At 72.1% G+C, this 16701-nt stretch carries 16 protein-coding genes and 2 pseudogenes; 7 read left to right on the plus strand and 11 right to left on the minus strand.

Annotation, left to right across the window (positions count from 1 at the left end; all coding sequences use genetic code 11):
* Window positions 1–4: 4 nt before the first annotated feature.
* Together AS594_RS31015 and AS594_RS31020 are read right to left on the minus strand one after the other, a co-directional pair.
* A complete protein-coding gene (locus AS594_RS31015) occupies window positions 5–991 on the minus strand; it encodes an FAD binding domain-containing protein (RefSeq protein ID WP_069935582.1) in 987 nt (328 codons plus the stop codon).
* The gene (locus tag AS594_RS31020; RefSeq protein WP_069935583.1) at window positions 988–1530 is read right to left on the minus strand and encodes a 2Fe-2S iron-sulfur cluster-binding protein; all 543 of its coding nucleotides are present in this window, start codon (window positions 1528–1530) and stop codon (window positions 988–990) included. The genes AS594_RS31015 and AS594_RS31020 overlap by 4 nt, the downstream gene beginning before the upstream one ends.
* Before the next feature lie 141 nt (window positions 1531–1671).
* On the opposite strand from AS594_RS31020, the gene AS594_RS31025 reads away from it, so the two are divergent.
* From AS594_RS31025 to AS594_RS31045, 5 genes are all read left to right on the plus strand, one after another.
* Complete coding sequence (locus AS594_RS31025; protein ID WP_069775468.1) at window positions 1672–2043, plus strand: VOC family protein; 372 nt, start codon at window positions 1672–1674, stop codon at window positions 2041–2043.
* A 16-nt stretch (window positions 2044–2059) separates the two neighbouring features.
* Window positions 2060–2239 carry a hypothetical protein gene (locus tag AS594_RS31030; RefSeq protein ID WP_069935584.1) on the plus strand — a complete coding sequence of 60 codons (180 nt, stop codon included), beginning with the start codon at window positions 2060–2062 and terminating at the stop codon, window positions 2237–2239.
* A 107-nt stretch (window positions 2240–2346) separates the two neighbouring features.
* On the plus strand, window positions 2347–2523 hold the full coding sequence (locus AS594_RS31035; protein ID WP_069935585.1) for a CsbD family protein: 177 nt from the start codon (window positions 2347–2349) through the stop codon (window positions 2521–2523).
* Window positions 2524–2642: 119 nt separating this feature from the next.
* Window positions 2643–3353, plus strand: coding sequence for an HAD family hydrolase (locus AS594_RS31040; protein WP_069935586.1), 711 nt, complete (start codon window positions 2643–2645; stop codon window positions 3351–3353).
* A gap of 21 nt (window positions 3354–3374) precedes the next feature.
* The gene (locus AS594_RS31045; RefSeq protein ID WP_240509118.1) at window positions 3375–4565 is read left to right on the plus strand and encodes an FUSC family protein; all 1191 of its coding nucleotides are present in this window, start codon (window positions 3375–3377) and stop codon (window positions 4563–4565) included.
* 110 nt (window positions 4566–4675) lie between these two features.
* Here the strand turns inward: AS594_RS31045 and AS594_RS46395 are convergent, their stop codons facing one another.
* Window positions 4676–4861, minus strand: a complete 186-nt coding sequence (locus AS594_RS46395) for a hypothetical protein (RefSeq protein ID WP_240509325.1) — start codon at window positions 4859–4861, stop codon at window positions 4676–4678.
* Between AS594_RS46395 and AS594_RS46400 the strand changes: the two genes are divergently transcribed.
* Entirely contained in the window at window positions 4838–5101 is a 264-nt protein-coding gene (locus AS594_RS46400; RefSeq protein WP_240509299.1) for an ATP-binding protein, read from the plus strand. The genes AS594_RS46395 and AS594_RS46400 overlap by 24 nt on opposite strands.
* A 10-nt stretch (window positions 5102–5111) precedes the next feature.
* Here AS594_RS46400 and AS594_RS31055 read toward each other — a convergent pair.
* The 5 genes and pseudogenes from AS594_RS31055 to AS594_RS31075 all read right to left on the minus strand — a co-directional run.
* A pseudogene (locus AS594_RS31055) lies at window positions 5112–5975 on the minus strand (SigB/SigF/SigG family RNA polymerase sigma factor); the annotation flags it as partial.
* 129 nt (window positions 5976–6104) lie between these two features.
* Entirely contained in the window at window positions 6105–7142 is a 1038-nt protein-coding gene (locus AS594_RS31060; protein ID WP_069935589.1) for an NAD-dependent epimerase/dehydratase family protein, read from the minus strand.
* A 97-nt stretch (window positions 7143–7239) separates the two neighbouring features.
* A complete protein-coding gene (locus tag AS594_RS31065; protein ID WP_069936007.1) occupies window positions 7240–7581 on the minus strand; it encodes a hypothetical protein in 342 nt (113 codons plus the stop codon).
* 54 nt (window positions 7582–7635) lie between these two features.
* Window positions 7636–9359, minus strand: a pseudogene (gene ctaD, locus AS594_RS31070) (aa3-type cytochrome oxidase subunit I).
* Between the two features lie 121 nt (window positions 9360–9480).
* Complete coding sequence (locus AS594_RS31075; protein ID WP_167367944.1) at window positions 9481–10725, minus strand: DUF6777 domain-containing protein; 1245 nt, start codon at window positions 10723–10725, stop codon at window positions 9481–9483.
* 154 nt (window positions 10726–10879) lie between these two features.
* On the opposite strand from AS594_RS31075, the gene AS594_RS31080 reads away from it, so the two are divergent.
* Window positions 10880–12175 (plus strand): streptophobe family protein, encoded by a 1296-nt coding sequence (locus AS594_RS31080; RefSeq protein ID WP_069775442.1) that lies wholly within the window; start codon window positions 10880–10882, stop codon window positions 12173–12175.
* An 18-nt stretch (window positions 12176–12193) separates the two neighbouring features.
* On the opposite strand, the gene AS594_RS31085 is transcribed toward AS594_RS31080, so the two are convergent.
* Genes AS594_RS31085 through AS594_RS31095 form a run of 3 tightly spaced genes read right to left on the minus strand, consistent with a single transcriptional unit; the run spans window position 12194 to window position 16647 of the window.
* Window positions 12194–13201, minus strand: a complete 1008-nt coding sequence (locus AS594_RS31085) for a serine/threonine-protein kinase (RefSeq protein WP_069775440.1) — start codon at window positions 13199–13201, stop codon at window positions 12194–12196.
* Window positions 13201–14286 (minus strand): SH3 domain-containing protein, encoded by a 1086-nt coding sequence (locus AS594_RS48000; RefSeq protein ID WP_420877863.1) that lies wholly within the window; start codon window positions 14284–14286, stop codon window positions 13201–13203. The genes AS594_RS31085 and AS594_RS48000 overlap by 1 nt, the downstream gene beginning before the upstream one ends.
* Before the next feature lie 12 nt (window positions 14287–14298).
* Window positions 14299–16647: an FHA domain-containing protein gene (locus tag AS594_RS31095; protein ID WP_069775435.1), complete on the minus strand. Its 2349-nt coding sequence runs from the start codon at window positions 16645–16647 to the stop codon at window positions 14299–14301.
* Window positions 16648–16701 lie beyond the last annotated feature (54 nt).

Consider the following 16701-nt stretch of genomic DNA (forward strand, 5'->3'; position numbering starts at 1 on the left):
GTCCTCAGGTACGGGAAGCGAGATCGGCCAGCACGCTGACGGCGAGGTTGCGGGCGAGCGGCACCTTGAAGGCGTTGTCGCGCAGCGGCTCGGCCGCGGCGAGTTCCGCGTCGGCCGCCCGCGCGTACGTCTCCTCGGTGGCGGGCGCCCCGCGCAGCACCTGTTCGGCCGCGCGGGCACGCCAGGGCCGGTGCGCGAGCCCGCCGAAGGAGAGGGCGGCGTCCCGGACGACGCCGCCCTCGACCCGCACGACGGCGGCCACCGAGGCGAGGGCGAAGGCGTACGAGGCGCGGTCGCGGGCCTTGCGATAGCCGCAGTGGGTGCCGGGGAGCACGGGCGGCAGACTCACGCCGGTGATCAGCTCGCCCGAACGGATGACGGTGTCCTGGTCGGGACGGTCGCCCGGCAGCCGGTGGAAGTCCGTGACCGCGACGGTGCGCGCGCCCTGCGGGCCGTGCAGGTGGACCGCCGCGTCCAGGGCGGCCAGCGCCACGGCCATGTCGGAGGGGTGGGTGGCGACGCAGTCCGCGGAGTGGCCGAGCACCGCCAGATCGCGGTGGACACCTTCGCGGGCGGGGCACCCGGTGCCGGGGGCGCGCTTGTTGCACGGCTTCGAAATGTCCTGGAAGTACGTGCAGCGGGTGCGCTGGAGCAGGTTCCCGCCGGTCGTCGCCGTGTTGCGCAGCTGCCCCGAGGCGCCGGAGAGCAGCGCCTGCGACAGGGCGGCGTAGCGCGTACGAACGGCCGGATGGGCGGCCAGGTCGCTGTTGCGCACGGTCGCGCCGATGTGCAGCCCGCCGTCGGGCATCTCGTCGATCCCGTTCAGCGGCAGGCGGCTGACGTCGATGAGCAGGTCCGGAGCGGTGACCCCGAGTTTCATCAGGTCGACGAGGTTGGTGCCCCCGCCGAGGTACTGGGCGCCCGGATGGCCGGCGAAGGCCCCGACCGCTTCTTCGGCGCTCTCGGCGCGGAAGTACGCGAACGGCTTCACGGCGCCACCTCCTCGATCGCGTCCACGATGTTCGGATAGGCGCCGCAGCGGCAGATGTTGCCGCTCATGCGCTCCCGGATCTCGTCCGGGGTCAGGTCGGCGGGGCCGCCCGGAGAGTGCTGCGGGGAAGTGACGTACGACGGATGGCCTTCGGCGGCCTCGGCCAGTACACCGACGGCCGAACAGATCTGGCCCGGTGTGCAGTAGCCGCACTGGAGGGCGTCCCGCGCGACGAACGCCTCCTGCACCGGGTGGAGCCGCTCACCGTCCGCGAGACCCTCCACGGTGGTGATCCGCGCGTCGTTGTGCGCGGCGGCCAGCAGTAGACAGCTGTTCGCCCGCCGGCCGTCGACGATCACGGTGCACGCGCCGCACTGGCCGTGGTCGCACCCCTTCTTCGCACCGGTCAGGCCCACGTGCTCGCGCAGCACGTCCAGGACGGTGGTGCGGTGGTCGAGCGTCAGGGTGTGCGCGGTGCCGTTGATGTGAAGGGTGAGGACCGAGCTGTGCGCGGTCTCCTGCTGGCTGGTCGGCTCCACTCCGTCGTGCCTCTCGGGTCCGAAGGTGTCACTCCGTGGTCCTGCCCCCTTCCTACCAAAGTCTCCGGCTTCGCGCGGTTCGGTTCAGCCCGCCCAGGACGGGTACTGGGGTGGGACGCACGCCAGAGCAAGGAGGTCGGCATGGCCGTCGCGAAGTACTGCCTCGTGGCAGTGGACTGTCCGGACCCCCGGGCACTCGCCGGGTTCTACGCCGCGGTACTGGGCGGCGACGTGAAGAACGACGACGAGGACTGGTACGACCTGTACGTGCCCGGCGGCCCCCGGATCGCCTTCCAGCGTGCCCCGGGCCACCGGCCGCCCCAGTGGCCGCGGGCCGACCAGAACTCGCAGCAGATGCATCTGGACTTCGACGTACCGGACATCGAGACGGCGCACGCGCAGGTGCTCGCACTCGGCGCCACCCCTCTCGATGTGGACGACAACGACGGGCAGCGGGGCTTTCGTGTGTACGCCGATCCGGCGGGTCACCCGTTCTGCCTCTGCCGCGCCTAGGAAGGACCCCGTACTCATGAGCGACCCGAGGACGCAAGAGCCCGAGGACAACGGCACGCCCGTGCCGAGGGACCTGCCCGACCAGCAGGCACCGGCCGGAGAGGACCCGGCGGACGAGGTCCGCGAAGGCCCCCGGAAGGACGAGCGGGTGCCCGGAGCCGGCGGCGAAACGACCCCGGACGAGCCGTCCGGCTGATCGGGACGGCCGATGACGGAACGTCCCGGATTGCAGGCACGGAGTGAGCGGCGCAAGGTGGTCGAGCCAGATCCGATCACCTCCGAACTCTGTGAAAGGAACACCTCGTGAGCAAGGCAAAGGCGAAGGCGAAGCAGGTCAAGGGCAAGATGAAGGAAGCCGCGGGCAAGGCCGCCAACGACAACGGGATGCGGGCGGAAGGCCGTGGCGAGCAGCTGCGGGGCAACGCCCAGGAGACCGTCGCGAGGACGGGCGAGCGGGTGAAGAAGTCGCCCGCCAAGTAACCCGGGTACCCGGAACAGGTACGGAGACGGGCCGCGCCGCCACGGCTGCGCGGCCCGCCGGTCCGTCCGGTCCCGGTCGTGAGGACCGGTCCCGGTCGGTGAGGAAGGGAAACGGCACCATGGACCGCGCAGTCGTCTTCGATGTCGACGGGACTCTCGTCGACACCAACCATCTGCACGTGACGGCCTGGTGGGAGGCGTTCCGCCAGGCGGGGCACGACGTGATGATGCACGACATCCACCGGGCTGTCGGCCTCCCGGGCCACGACCTCATCGCCCGGCTGCTCCCGGACGGCCGGGACACCGGCCAGGACGACGGCATCAGCGCCGCCCACAAGACCCTGTACGCGACGTACGCGGACCGGCTGCCCGCCCTCCCCGACGCCGGCCGGCTGCTGCGCACCCTCGCGGAGCGGGGCTGGACCGTCGTCCTCGCCACGTCGGCGAGCGGCGGGGAGCTCGCCGCCCTGCGCCGCGCCATCGACGCCGACGACGCCATCACCGCCACCGCCGGCGCCGACGACGTCAGCGAGGGCAAACCCGCCCCCGAGCCGGTCGAGCGTGCCCTGGAGCTGGCCGGGGTGCCCGCGGACCGGGCGGTGTTCGTGGGGGACACGGTGTGGGACATGAAGGCCGCCACCCGGGCCGGGGTGCTCGCCGTGGCGCTGCGGTGCGGCGGCATCCCGCAGGACGACCTGGAGGAAGCCGGGGCCGCCGCCGTCTACCAGGACCCCGCCGACCTGCTCGCGCGCCTCGACGGCAGTCCGGTCGCAGGGCTGGAACAACGATTGGAAGGCGCCCCCATGGGCACGCGTGGCCCGTCGTATTGAGGCCAGGCTCCGGAGGCGGCAGTGGCAGGCAGTGAGGGCGAGCACCCGACGTGCACAGAGGGTGCCGCACCCCGTCGTACGTGGCGGTGGCTGTCCTGGGAGGCGTCGGCGATCGGGCGCTCCGCGCGCCGTGCGGCGGCGGGCCCCGGCCCCGAGCGTGACGTGGTCACCCAGTCCCTCAAGGCCGCCGGCGCCGCGGCCGCCGCCTGGGCGCTGACGGGCTGGTGGTGGAACGCGCCGATGGCCCTGATGGCCCCCTGGACGGCGGTCGTCCTCGTACAGAGCACCGTCTACCGTTCACTGCGCTCCGGGGTGCAGCAGCTCGTCGTGATCGCCATCGGCACCGTACTGGCGGCGGGAGCGGCCAATCTGACAGGCAACACCATGACCGCGATGGTCCTGGTGCTGCCGGTCGCCGTCCTGCTCGGCAACTACGCGCGCTTCGGCGAGCACGGTCTGTACGCGCCGACCACCGCTCTGTTCGTGCTGGCCTACGGGTCGTACTCGGGCCTCGACGTCCTGCACCGGCTCTTCGAGTCGGCCGTCGGCGCGGTCATCGGCATCGCGGTCAACGCGCTGATCCTGCCGCCGGTCCATCTGCGCAGCGTCCGTGACTTCCTGCGCAGGCTGCCTGCCGAGAGCGCGGAAGTGCTGCACGTCGTCGCCGACGGGCTGCGGGAGGACCATGGGCGGGAACAGGCCGAGGCGTGGCACGACCGGGCCCGGCGGCTCGCGGCCGTCCTGTCCGACCTGCGCGACGCGCGGCTGTGGACCCGGGAGAGCTACCGGCTCAATCCGGGCCACCGGCTGCGCCGTACCGGCCCGGCGCTCCCGTCGTCCGAATGGGACCGCGCCTGGGAACGGATCGTCGATCCGCTGGTGACCCTCACGCGCACCCTGGCCAGTACGGTCGGCGACGAGCCCGGACTGCGGCCGGTTCCCGGTGCCGCACTGGGGCAGCTGTCGGACCTCCTCCGGGCCGCCGGCGACGTGTGCGCGGCGGACCGGGCAATCCTCGAAGGGCAGGGGCGCCGGGCGAAGCGGGAGCGCGCGCTCGCCCTGGAGTCGGCGTGGGCGGCGCACGGCCGGCTGAAGACGAAAATGCTGGAGCAGGACAGCGAGACGGCCACGTCGCTGGGGGGCCTCGTCGCGGAGTCCCAGCAACTCCTCCACGCCCTCGCGCCGGTGGACGACGGCGTCCGGCGCACCTGACGGCCGCAGCGGTGGGTAAAACGGCCTTTTTGGGGCACCCGGTGGCCAAGGCATCAAAGCCGAACGCTTCAACGAGGGGGTGCGTCGTGGTCCTGGGTGACGTCCTCCAGTCACGAGGGCAGACCCGCCGGCTGACGCTGTGCGGCACGGAGGGTGTCGTGAGCCGCTGCCGCGACTTCAGCCGGGAGGCGCTGGCCGACTGGCAGTGGATTCCCGCCGGCGACGAGGACGAGCAGGCGGTCGTCGACGATGTGCTGCTCCTGGTGTCCGAGGTGGTCACCAATGCCTGTCTGCACGCCGGTGGCCCCCGGGAGTTCGTACTGCACTGCACGGCCGACCGGCTGCGCATCGAGGTCACGGACGGCAGCCCCGTGCATCCGCGGCCCCGGCCGTCGGACGTGGCGGCGCCCGGCGGGCACGGGCTGACCGTGCTGCGGCGTCTCGCCCGGAGCTGGGGCTCTCTGCCCCGCGGAGGCGGTAAGACGGTGTGGGTGGAGGTGTCGGCGCCGGGCGGCTCCCGGCGGTGGCCGGTGTAGCGGGCAGGCCGTCGTCCGCGAGGAGCGCGTCGCGCAGCGTGGTCAGGATGCGCGTCAGCAGGCGGGACACCTGCATCTGCGAGATGCCCATCCGCTCACCGATCTCCCGTTGCGTCAGCTCCTCCACGAACCGCATGGTGAGGATCATCCGGTCCCGCTCGGCCAGGGCGGTCACCAGCGGTTTCAGCGCGACCACGCATTCGACGGTGTCGTACGCGCGGACCTCCTCCCCGAGGCAGCACTGGGCGAAGCCGGCGGGCGCGTCGTCGAACACCACGTCGAGGGAGCGGGCGTTGTAGCCGTTCGCCGCCCGCCGCCCCTCACGGACCTCGCCCTCGTCCACGCCCAGGTGGGTGGCCAGCTCGGCGGCGGTGGGCTCGCGGCCCAGCCCCTGCTCCAGCGTGTCGGACGCGCGGGCGATGTCGATCCGCAGCTCCTGGAGGCGGCGCGGTACGCGCACGTCCCAGCTGTTGTCGCGGAAGAAGCGCTTGATCTCGCCCTCGATCGTGGGGAGCGCGAAGGAGGGGAACTCGACCTCGCGCCCCAGGTCGAAGCGGTCGATGGCCTTGATCAGACCGATGGTGCCCACCTGGACGATGTCCTCCATGGGCTGGTTGCGGTTGCGATACCGGCCGGCGGCGTACTTCACCAGGCTGAGGTTGATCTCGACCAGGGTGTTGCGGACGTACGCGTAGTCGGGTGTGCCCTCCCTGAGCGACGCCAGGCGCTCGAAGAGGGAGTCGGAGAGGGTGCGGGCGTCCAGCGTGCAGAGAGTGGAGGGATCCGGGATCTCGGGAAAATCGGCCGGCTCCACGGGCGAGCCGGGTGCGGTCGGTTCGGCTGCGGGTTCACGGGTACGCAGGCGGCTGGACATGAGGCTCCTTCGACGCGCTGGGGGAACCGTCGTACGAGCGTCCTGCCGATATCTTACCCAAATGGGCGTTTTGCCGCCTTATTGTGCGCCTGGGCCGGTCACGGCCCGCCCTGTTCCGCCCGCGCCCGGCTAGCTCGCCCTGCGGCCCGCGAGCGGCGCCGTCTGCTCGCCGCTTCCCTTGCGTACGCCCTCCAGGAACTCCTGGATCGCGTCGGTGGACGTACGCAGCGGCTGCCAGCCGAGCTCCCGGCGGGCGCGCGACGCGTCCAGCACCGGCAGCCGCAGCACCGCGTCGAACAGGTGCGGAGAAGCGGGGGCGAGACGCGCGCTCCAGGCCGCGGCCAGCGCGGCGCGGACCACACCCGTGGGCACCCGTACGACCTTCGCCTCCAGCAGTTCGCCCAGCACACGCGCGTCGACGACGGGATCGGCGGCCAGGTTGAACGCGCCGCTCACGTCGCGCAGGACGGCCTGCCGGTAGGCGTCCGCGGCGTCGTCGGTGTGCAGGGCCTGAAGGACCAGACCCTTCATGTCGGGCACCCACGGCAGCAGATCCGGCCGGACCAGCGGGCCGGGGAGGAAGCGTCCCGCGAAGATGCGCCGCTGCTCGCTCGCCGACGTCTCCTTGAACAGGAACGCCGGACGCATGCGTACGACGCGGACATGCGGGTGCTCGTACTCGAAGGTGTCCAGCACCCGTTCGAGGTACGACTTCTCACGGCAGTACGCCGCGTCGGGCCAGCCGTGGGTGGGCCAGGACTCGTCGACACCCGGCGCCTCCTTCGGCCCCGGGGAGTATGCGCCGACCGACGAGGCGTGCACCAGTGCGGGCACGCCGGCGGCCACCACCGCCCGGAAGACCCTGAGGGACCCGAGGACGTTGGTCTGCCAGGTGAGCGCCGGGTCGTGGGTCGGCTGGAAGCGCCAGGCGAGGTGGACCACGGCGTCCGCGCCGGCGAACCAGCCGGCGAGCCCGTCACCGTCCGCCTCCTCGCCCAGGTCCACGGCCGCCCATTCCGTCCGTGGGAAGGCCAGGTCGGGAACCCGGCGCGCGAGGCCCAGGACGGAACCGACCCGGGGATCCTCGGCCAGTGTGCGCACCACACTGGTGCCGACATTTCCGGTGGCGCCCGTGACGACCACCCGCAGCCCTGTTGTCTCGTTCATGAGGCACTCCGTGACCTTGAGCCTGCTCGCCGTTACCGTGCTTCCGAACCAGGCGGACGTTGTGCGGGTCCCCAGAACAGGACGGGCGAAACGGGCGCTACCGGACGAGGAAGGTGAGCGCCGCGCCCGCCCCGCTCACCGCGCCGGCCCACAGGACGGTCACCGCCACGCAACGCCTCCTGAGCTGCTCGTACCGCGCGGAGTACTCGGCGCGCAGAGAGGTGGCGCGAGCGGAGACGCGCACCAGCATGGCGCGCGATGCGGCCAGCCGTTCGGCCGTGTAGACGCGTTCCACGTCCTCGCGCTGCGCCGTGGTGAGCCAGGGCAACTGCTCGCTGAACCGCCCGGCGTGGAGGCGCGCCTCCGCCACCTCGGCGCTCCACAGGAGGTAACCCTCCAGCTGCGCCAGACCGCGGTCGCTCTCCGCCTCGGGCTCCACGCTCACGTTCTCGGGCTCCACGCTCACGCCTCCTTCCGCACTCACGCGGCGTACTCAGCTCTGCTTGTCTCCCGGCGCCACGGTCACGGAGGCGTCGGGCCGGTTGTGCGCCTGGTCGATGGCGGCGATCAGGGGGTGGTGCAGGTCGAACGCCGGAGATTCGGAACGGATGCGGGGGAGCGTCACGAAGTTGTGGCGGGGCGGCGGGCAGGACGTCGCCCACTCCAGCGACCGGCCGAATCCCCACGGGTCGTCGACCAGCACCGGCACGCCGTACTTGGAGGTCTTCCAGACGTTGTAGAAGAACGGCAGGAGCGACATGCCCAGCAGGAACGAGCTGATCGACGACACCGTGTTCAGCACGGTGAAGCCGTCGGCCGCCAGGTAGTCGGCGTACCGGCGCGGCATGCCCTCGGCGCCCAGCCAGTGCTGCACCAGGAACGTGCCGTGGAAGCCCACGAACAGCGTCCAGAAGGTGATCTTGCCGAGGCGCTCGTCCAGCATCTTGCCGGTGAACTTCGGCCACCAGAAGTGGAATCCGGCGAACATCGCGAAGACCACGGTGCCGAACACGACGTAGTGGAAGTGCGCGACGACGAAGTACGAGTCGGTCACGTGGAAGTCCAGTGGCGGCGACGCCAGGATGATGCCGGTCAGACCGCCGAAGAGGAACGTGACGAGGAAGCCGGTGGCCCAGAGCATGGGCGTCTCGAAGCTGAGCGAGCCCTTCCACATGGTGCCGATCCAGTTGAAGAACTTCACGCCGGTCGGCACGGCGATCAGGAACGTCATGAACGAGAAGAACGGCAGCAGCACCGCGCCCGTCGGGAACATGTGGTGCGCCCACACGGTCGCCGAGAGGCCCGCGATCGCGATGGTCGCGCCCACCAGGCCGATGTAACCGAAGATCGGCTTGCGGCTGAAGACCGGGATGATCTCGGTGACGATTCCGAAGAACGGCAGCGCGATGATGTACACCTCTGGGTGTCCGAAGAACCAGAAGAGGTGCTGCCACAGGATCGATCCGCCGATGGCCGGGTCGAAGATGTGCGCGCCGAACTTGCGGTCCGCCTCCAGCGCGAGGAGCGCGGCGGCCAGTACCGGGAAGGCGAGGAGCACCAGTACACCGGTCAGCAGGATGTTCCAGGTGAAGATCGGCATCCGGAACATCGTCATGCCGGGCGCGCGCATGCAGATGATCGTGGTGATGAAGTTGACCGAGCCGAGGATCGTGCCGAAGCCGGAGAAGGCCAGGCCCATGATCCACATGTCGGCGCCGATGCCCGGCGAATGCACCGCATCGTTCAGTGGGGAGTAGGCGAACCAGCCGAAGTCCGGCGTACCGTCCGGGGTCAGGAGCCCGCCCACCGCGATGGTCGAGCCGAAGAGGTAGAGCCAGTACGCGAACATGTTCAGCCGGGGAACGCCACGTCGGGCGCGCCGATCTGAAGGGGCATAATCCAGTTCGCGAAACCGGCGAACAGCGGCGTCGCGAACATCAGCAGCATGATCGTGCCGTGCATCGTGAACGCCTGGTTGAACTGCTCGTTCGACACGATCTGGATGCCGGGCCGGGCGAGTTCCGCGCGCATCAGCAGCGCCATGATCCCGCCGATGACGAAGAACACGAACGACGTGGTCAGATACAGCGTGCCGATCGTCTTGTGGTCGGTGGTGGTCAGCCATTTGATGACGACGCTGCCCCGCCGGTGCGGGTGGACCGGAAGCTCGTCCTCGTAGCTCTCCGGCTCCGGGCCGGCCGGTCCTGCGGTGTGCATCGTCGTCATCCCGACGTTCCTCCGGTTGGCAGTGTCGTGCGGTGGCCCGCCGGCCACTTGCCCGGCAGCAAACCAGCCGCGCGACACGGATGCGCGCCCGGAGGCTGGTACGGCGTCAAGTTCACCCGGTCGGCCCCTCGGTGACCGGAGTGTCGGGGGCCGGCGGAAGCGGCGTCTGCGGGGACGCCGGCGCGGGGGGCTCGGGAGCCGGTGAATCCGGGGCCGGTGAGTCCGGGGCCGGTGAGTCCGGGGCCGGTGACTGCGGCTCCTGCTCCGCGGGCGGCGGCTCCGACGCGGGGGACTCGGTCGACGGCGATTCGGGGAACGTGGCCGGCGACGAGTTGTCCGGGGACGGCGAGGGCGACTTCGTCTCCTTGGCGGGTGGCGCGGTCTGCTCGTCGTCGGTGCCCGTGTCACCGGTGTCGCGGGCGAACCACTCGCCGCTCTCCGGGTCGTACATCACGAATTCCTTCACCGGCTCGGGCGCCGGCGCCACCGTCACGACGTTCGCGGCCCGGTACCCGGGCCACGGGCTGCCCTTGCGCTTCGGCGTACCCCGCAGGGCGACCGGCGGACGCAGCGGATTCCCGCACGCGCACCGCACCCGCGGCACGCCCCGGTCGTCGACCAGGACGGCCGTTCCCGCCTGGAGCACCGACTGGTAGGGGGTGGCGGCGCCGTTGCGGTAGCCGTGGTTGGTGACGCGGGTGTCCAGCCGCAGCTGCACGGGGGTTAGTGACCGCAGATACGCGGGTACGCCGGTGGGCGCGATGTCCAGGACGGAGGCGAACGCCTTGTTCTTGTCCTGCTGGGCGGTGAGCGCGGAGATCTGCTTCTCCACGTTGCAGCTGGCCACCTTCCGGGTCCCGCCGTACAGACCCGGTTCGGCCCCGTCCATCGCCCGGGTGACGTTGGTCCGGGTGGGTGACACGCTCGGCTGCACGCTCTGCGGCGTCGTCGGCGACGCCGTCGCGGCCGGGGAGGTCTCACGGGCCGTCGACTCGGTGTACGGATCGGGACCGGACGAGCCCGCGGTCTCCAGAAACACCTCGCCGCCCGCGACCGATCCGCCGTCCGGCCGGGTGAGGACGACCGTCACCACCACGGCGGCCACGACGAGGGTGGCGATGGCCGCGACCCGGGGGACGGACCGCCACCAGGGACGGCCGGGGCCTTCGGGGCCGCCCGCGCCACGGGGACCGCCCGGCCCGCCGCCCGGAGGGCCGCCCGGAGGACCGCCCGGAGGACCGGACGGGGTGTCGGGCGGCGGCGTCGGACCGCGCTGCCCCGGTTGTGAAGGGCCCGAGAGCGGGCCGGAAGGAGGTCCTGTGGGGCGGCCGGAGGACGGCGGTTGCTGAGTACTCACGGGCGGTTCTCCCCAACGTAGGGATCGGTCGCACTGCGTACAATTCTTCCTACCTTGCGTGCATATTGTGTGCCTCGCACCCGTACGGCCCGCAAGCTGACGCGGTCGGCCCTCTCCGGCGGCGGACCGCCGCTCCCGTGCTTAGCGTGGCAGCGTGAGCCAGCAGCAGTTCAGCGACCGCAGCCGCGCCGCCCGCGCCGCACACCTCTGGCGTGACGCCCTCGTGGCGGTCGTCGCTGGCCTGGCGGCCATGGCCGTCACAGCCACCCTCGGCCTGTGGGCCGCGGGCGCGGCCGACCTGCCGGGAGGAGCGTTCCCGCACGTCGTCGCGGCCGTCGTCGTGATGGCGGCCGGCGGCTCCGTCGATGTGGCGGGCGCCGCCGGGGCGCTCGCGGAGACCAAGGCCGACCTCTCGGTACTGCCTCTCTCCGTGACCCTCGCCGGGGCCCTGGTGATCGCCACGCTCTTCCTGCGGCCGCTGCGGCACCGGGCCGTCGCCGGTACCCGTGAACTGGCCGGTCGCGCAGCCCGGTTGGCCGTCCTGTGGATCGTGGCCCTCATCCTGCTCGCGCTCCTCGCGCGGCACACCTTCCGCATCCCCCTGGGCGACCCGACAGGCGGCCTCCTCGACGACCTGCTCGACGACGCCTCCCCCGAGGTGGGTTTCCGGGCCGACATCCCCGTCACGCTGCTGTTCGGACTGCTGTGGCTGGCTGGCCTCCTGATCCTCGCCCTCCTCGTGTCGCGCAGAGCCCCGCTCCCCGCCCGCCTGCTGCGCTATCAGGAGCCCGTCCGGCCCGCCGCCTTCGCCATGGTCGTGCTGCTGCTCGCGTACGTCGCACTGGGGCTGGTCCTCGGGCTCGTCGTCCTGGTGACGCACGGACACCGCGCCGAGACACTCGCCGTGATCCTCCTCGGACTGCCGAACCTCACCTGGCTCGCCCTGACCCTGGGGCTCGGCGCGTCCTGGGAGGGCAAGGTGGACGGCCCCTTCGGACTGCCGATGCCCAAGGTGCTGGACGAGGTGCTCCGTACGGGGGACATCTCCACCGTCAACCTCGGGACGCTCACCGAGCAGGACGGACGGGCGTGGTGGCTGCTGGTCGCCGCGGCCGTCCTGGTGCCGGCGGCGGCGTTCCTCATGGCGGTCCGCTCGCCCGCGCGGACGCGGCTCTGGCAGCACGCGGTCCACATGACCGTCGCCCTCGCCCTCACGGTGCTGATGATCTGTCTGCTCGCCCGCCTCTCCGCGCGCCTGGGGCTTTCGCTGCTCGGCCTCGATGACCTCTTCGACGCCGGCGGCGGCCTCGGGGGAGAGGTGTCACTGCGGCCGCGGCTGTGGACGGCGCTCGGCTTCGCGGTGCTGTGGGGGCTGGTCGCCGGCTTCCTCGGCAGTCTGGCGGCCGCCCGGGTCCACCGGCGGGGCGAGGTCGGGACGAAGGAACGCTGACCGCCGCCCCGCGCACGCCTATCCGGCGTGACCGGGGAAGACGGGCAGCGCCCAGCGCGGCGGGGCGGGCGGCGCCCCGGCGTCGGACGACCCCGTACCGGAGCCGGGGTCGACCGGCGGCGGCGGACGGTCCCGGGGGCCGACACCGGCCGCCGCGGCGCGCAGGGCGGCGACGAACTGAAGGCAGGAGCCGTACCGGTCGTCCGGACTCTTGGCGAGCGCCTTCGCCAGTACGGCGTCGACGGCCTCCGGCAGATCGGGCCGCGACTCGGTCAGGGGCGGCGGCGGGTCGAACTGGTGCGCCCACAACAGGGCCATGTCGTCGTCACGCTGGAAGGGCGGCGCGCCGGCCATTGTCTCGTGGACGACGCAGGCGAGGCTGTAGACATCGCATCTGCCGTCCACCGGGCGTCCCGAGATCTGTTCCGGCGCCACGTAGTCGAGCGTGCCGACGAACTGGCCGACGGTGGTGAAACCGGTCAGTGAAAGCGACTTCTTCGTCAGGCCGAAGTCCGTCAGGTACACGTGCTCCGGGTGCTCGCTGTCCGTTCCCTCGGCGACCAGGATGTTGCCGGGTTTGACGTCCCGGTGCACGAGGTCGTGGCCGTGGGCCGCGTCGAGCGCGGACGCGACCTGTGCGGCGATCCGCGACGCGGTCCCCACCGGCAACGGGCCCTGGCGGTCGAGCAGGTGGCGCAGGTCCTGACCGGCGACGAAGCGCATGGCGATGTAGAGCACGCCCTCGGTCTCGCCGGCCTCGAAGACCGGCACGATGTGCGGGTGGTCGATGGCGGCGGCCACCCGGGACTCGTGGGTGAAGCGCCGTCGGAAGGTGTCGTTGCGCGCGAGTTCGGGGGCGAGCAGCTTGAGGGCGACCGTACGGTCCAGGCGCAGGTCCCTGGCGCGGTAGACCACGGCCATGCCGCCGCGGCCGATCTCGCTCTCCACGAGGTACCCGGCGATCCGGGTTCCCAGCAGCTCGGACGGTCTTCCGGCCATGCCGCTCTCGCGAGGCGTGCGCGCCATCACCCGTCACCGGGCCGGGCCGTGGGACGCCGGGAGGCGCCGTCGCCGGGTCCGACGAGCCGGGTGGCCGTACGGTCGTCGCTGCCGCTGCCGCTGCCGCTGCCGTCGTCGCCGTCGTCCCCGGCGGGACGCCCCTGCCCGGAATCGACGACGCGGGTGGGCTCGGGCGTGGCCGCGCGGTCGCCGCCGGGCGGCCCGGTAGGGGGGTGGGCCGGTGGCTCGACGACGCGGGTGGGCTCGGGTGGCGCCGGGCGGGTGTCGTCCGGGGTGGTGGGGGCCGCGACTTGGGTCGGGTCGGCGGCTCCCGCCTGCGGGTCGACGACACGGGTGGGCTCCGGTGGCGCCGCGCGGTCGTGCCCGGCGGGCCCGGTGTCGGTGACGGCCGGTGGGCCGACGACCCTCGTCGGTTCCGGTGGTGCCGGGTGGCCGTCGTCCGGGGGGCCGGTGGGGGCGCCGGCCGGTGGGGCGACGACTTGGGTGGGTTCCGGCGGGGGCGGTCCGGCGCCGCCGTCGCGGGAGACCGCCCCGCCCGGGTCCGCAGCCGGCTCCGGGGGCCGCGCCGCCACCTGGGTGGGTTCGCGGGGCGGTGGCTGGGCGTCGGTTGGGGAAGCCGAGGCGGCGTACGTGGTGAGGCGGGTGCCGTCGCAGTACACCCAGCGCTCGTGCTCCGCGTCGTACAGCCACACCGACTCGCCGTCGACCACCGTCCCGACCCGCAGCCCGCGCGTGCGGCGGCGGAAGCCCTCGCCGTCCGTGCGCCCCGCCGTCAGGTCCTCCGCGGCTCGCCGGTACTGGCTCAGGGACTCCTCGACGCGGGCCAGCAGGGGGCGCGGGTCCGCCGTCCGGGCCATCGGCTGCCCGGCCACCGGTGGCTCGCGCGGTACGGACACGAGCAGACGGCCGTCCACCCAGGCCGACCAGCCGTTGGCACAGAGGATCTGTCCCCAGTCCCCCCGCCGCCCGATCAGCTGCACGGGCAGCAGCGGGTCGAGCGGCTCCGTCGGCCGGGACACGTCCGGCTCCTCCCAGGCGGGCAGCCCGTCCTGGGGGACGACATGCGTGGGGCGGAAGTCGGGTGTCGTCATGGCGCCCCGTTCCTACTTCCGCATGATGGCGGGTTCGTGCCGCCGCAGCAGTCTGGCGACGAGGAATCCGAAGACGACGGAGAGCACGACCAGCATCCCGAGGTTGAGCAGCCACACCCCCGCGGAGTGCTCGAAGAGCGGATCCGCCGTCAGGTCGCCGGGGACGATCCTGCCCAGCTCGATGGTCCCGGCCATCGCGCCCAGCGCCCACCGCGACGGCACCAGCCACGCCAGCTGCTCGACCCCCGCGACGCCGTGCAGTTTCAGCAGCGCGCCGCAGAAGACGACTTGGACGATGGCGAGGAGGACCAGCAGCGGCATGGTGACCTCCTCCTTGCGCACCAGCGCGGACACCAGCAGCCCCAGCATCATCGCCGTGAACGACAGCATGGCGACGGCAATGGTGATCTCGACCAGCGGTGGCAGCAGCACCCCTTCGCCGCCCGGCGCGTTGAGATCGACGCCGATCAGGGCGACCAGGGTCAGCACGACGGCCTGGAGCACGGTGACCGTACCCAGCACGATGACCTTGGACATCAGGTACGCCGATCTGGAGAGCCCGACGGCGCGCTCGCGCTGGTAGATCACCCGTTCCTTCACCAGCTCGCGCACCGCGTTGGCGGCGCCGGTCAGCACACCGCCCACGCACAGGATCAGCAGGGCGTTCATGGCTGTGTCCGGCGTCAGTTTCGAGCCGGCGAGGGCCCGCGCCATCGCGCCCATGACGAACGGCAGCGCGATCATGATGGCCAGGAAGGTCCGGTCGGCGCTCAGCGCGGCCGTGTAGCGCCGCACCAGTGTCCGCAGTTGCGCCCCCCGGCTGCGAGTCCGCGGCGGCGGCGCGACGGCGGCCGGGGGCCCGGCCTGCGGCAGGTGCGGCTGCGCCGAGGCGTTCGTGATGTACTGCCGGTGGAACGGGGACTCGGCGTACTGGCCGGCCCAGTCGCGCTCGCGGTCGTTCTCGAACGCCTCGAACGCCTCCGGCCACTGCTCGAACCCGAAGAAGGCGAGCGCGTCCTCCGGCGGCCCGTAGTAGGCCACCTTCCCGCCGGGTGCGAGCATCAGCAGCCGGTCGCACACGTCGAGGCTGAGCACGCTGTGCGTGACGACGATGACCGTACGGCCGTCGTCGGCGAGCCCGCGAAGCATGTGCATGACCGAGCGGTCCATGCCGGGGTCGAGCCCGGAGGTCGGCTCGTCGAGGAAAAGCAGCGACGGCTTCGTCAGCAGCTCCAGGGCCACGCTGACGCGCTTGCGCTGGCCGCCGGACAGGCTGTGGATCGGCTGGGAGGCCCGCTGTTCCAGCCCCAGTTCGCGGATGACCTCGGCCACCCGCTCCTGCCGTTCCTTCTTCGCGGTGTCCTCGGGGAAGCGCAGTTCGGCGGCGTACCCGAGGGCGCGCCGCACGGTCAGCTGGGAGTGCAGGATGTCGTCCTGCGGTACCAGACCGATCCGCTGACGCAGTTCGGCGTAGTCCCGGTACAGGTCGCGGCCGTCGTACAGGACCGTGCCCCCGTCGGCCGGGCGCAGCCCCGTCAGCGCGTTGAGCAGCGTGGACTTGCCGGCGCCGCTCGGACCCACGACGGCGAGCAGACACTTCTCGCCGACGGGGAAGGTGACGTGGTCGAGGAGTGTCTTGCGGCCCTTGTCGACCGCGACCGCCAGGTTCTGTACGTCGAGCGAGACCTCGCCGGTGTCGACGAACTCCTGGAGGGTGTCCCCGACCAGGCAGAAGGCGGAGTGCCCGATGCCGACGATGTCACCGGCGGAGAGCTGGGCGACGGAGACCGGCTGGCCGTTGAGATAGGTGCCGTTGTGACTGCCGAGGTCGGCGATCTCGTACACACCGTCGGGCCGGGCCCGCAGTTCGGCGTGCCTGCGCGAGACGGTCAGGTCGTCGACGACCAGGTCGTTGTCGGTCGCGCGGCCGATGCGCACGGTACGGGCCGGCAACGGCCGTACGGTGGTCGGGCGGCGGAACGTGCCGGTGGCGGAAGGCATGGAGACCGCGGACGGGCGTTCCGGCGAAGGGGGTGGGCGCTCGTGTCCCACGAGTACCGCCCGGGGCCCGTCGGCGGGGCTTCCGAAGCGGATGACGCTGCCGGGGCCGACGTCCCACTCGTGGATCCGTCTGCCTTCGGCGTACGTGCCGTTGGTGCTGTGCTCGTCCTCGAGGGTCCAGTGGTCCGCCTCGGGCCGGAGCACCGCGTGATGCCATGACACGCGCGCGTCGTCGATGACGATGTCGCTCAGTGGGTCGCGCCCGACGTGGTAGTCCCGGCTGGGACTGATCAGCGTCGAGCCCGCCTCAGTCTCGAGTACGAGCTCGGGTGCGGTCGGCGCGACAGGCCGCTTTCCCATGTTCGAATTCTATCTTTCGGTCCCGGTTCTCGCCTGGTCGGACGAGCGGTCGGC

The organism is Streptomyces agglomeratus, from assembly GCF_001746415.1.
GTDB classification, from domain to species: domain Bacteria; phylum Actinomycetota; class Actinomycetes; order Streptomycetales; family Streptomycetaceae; genus Streptomyces; species Streptomyces agglomeratus.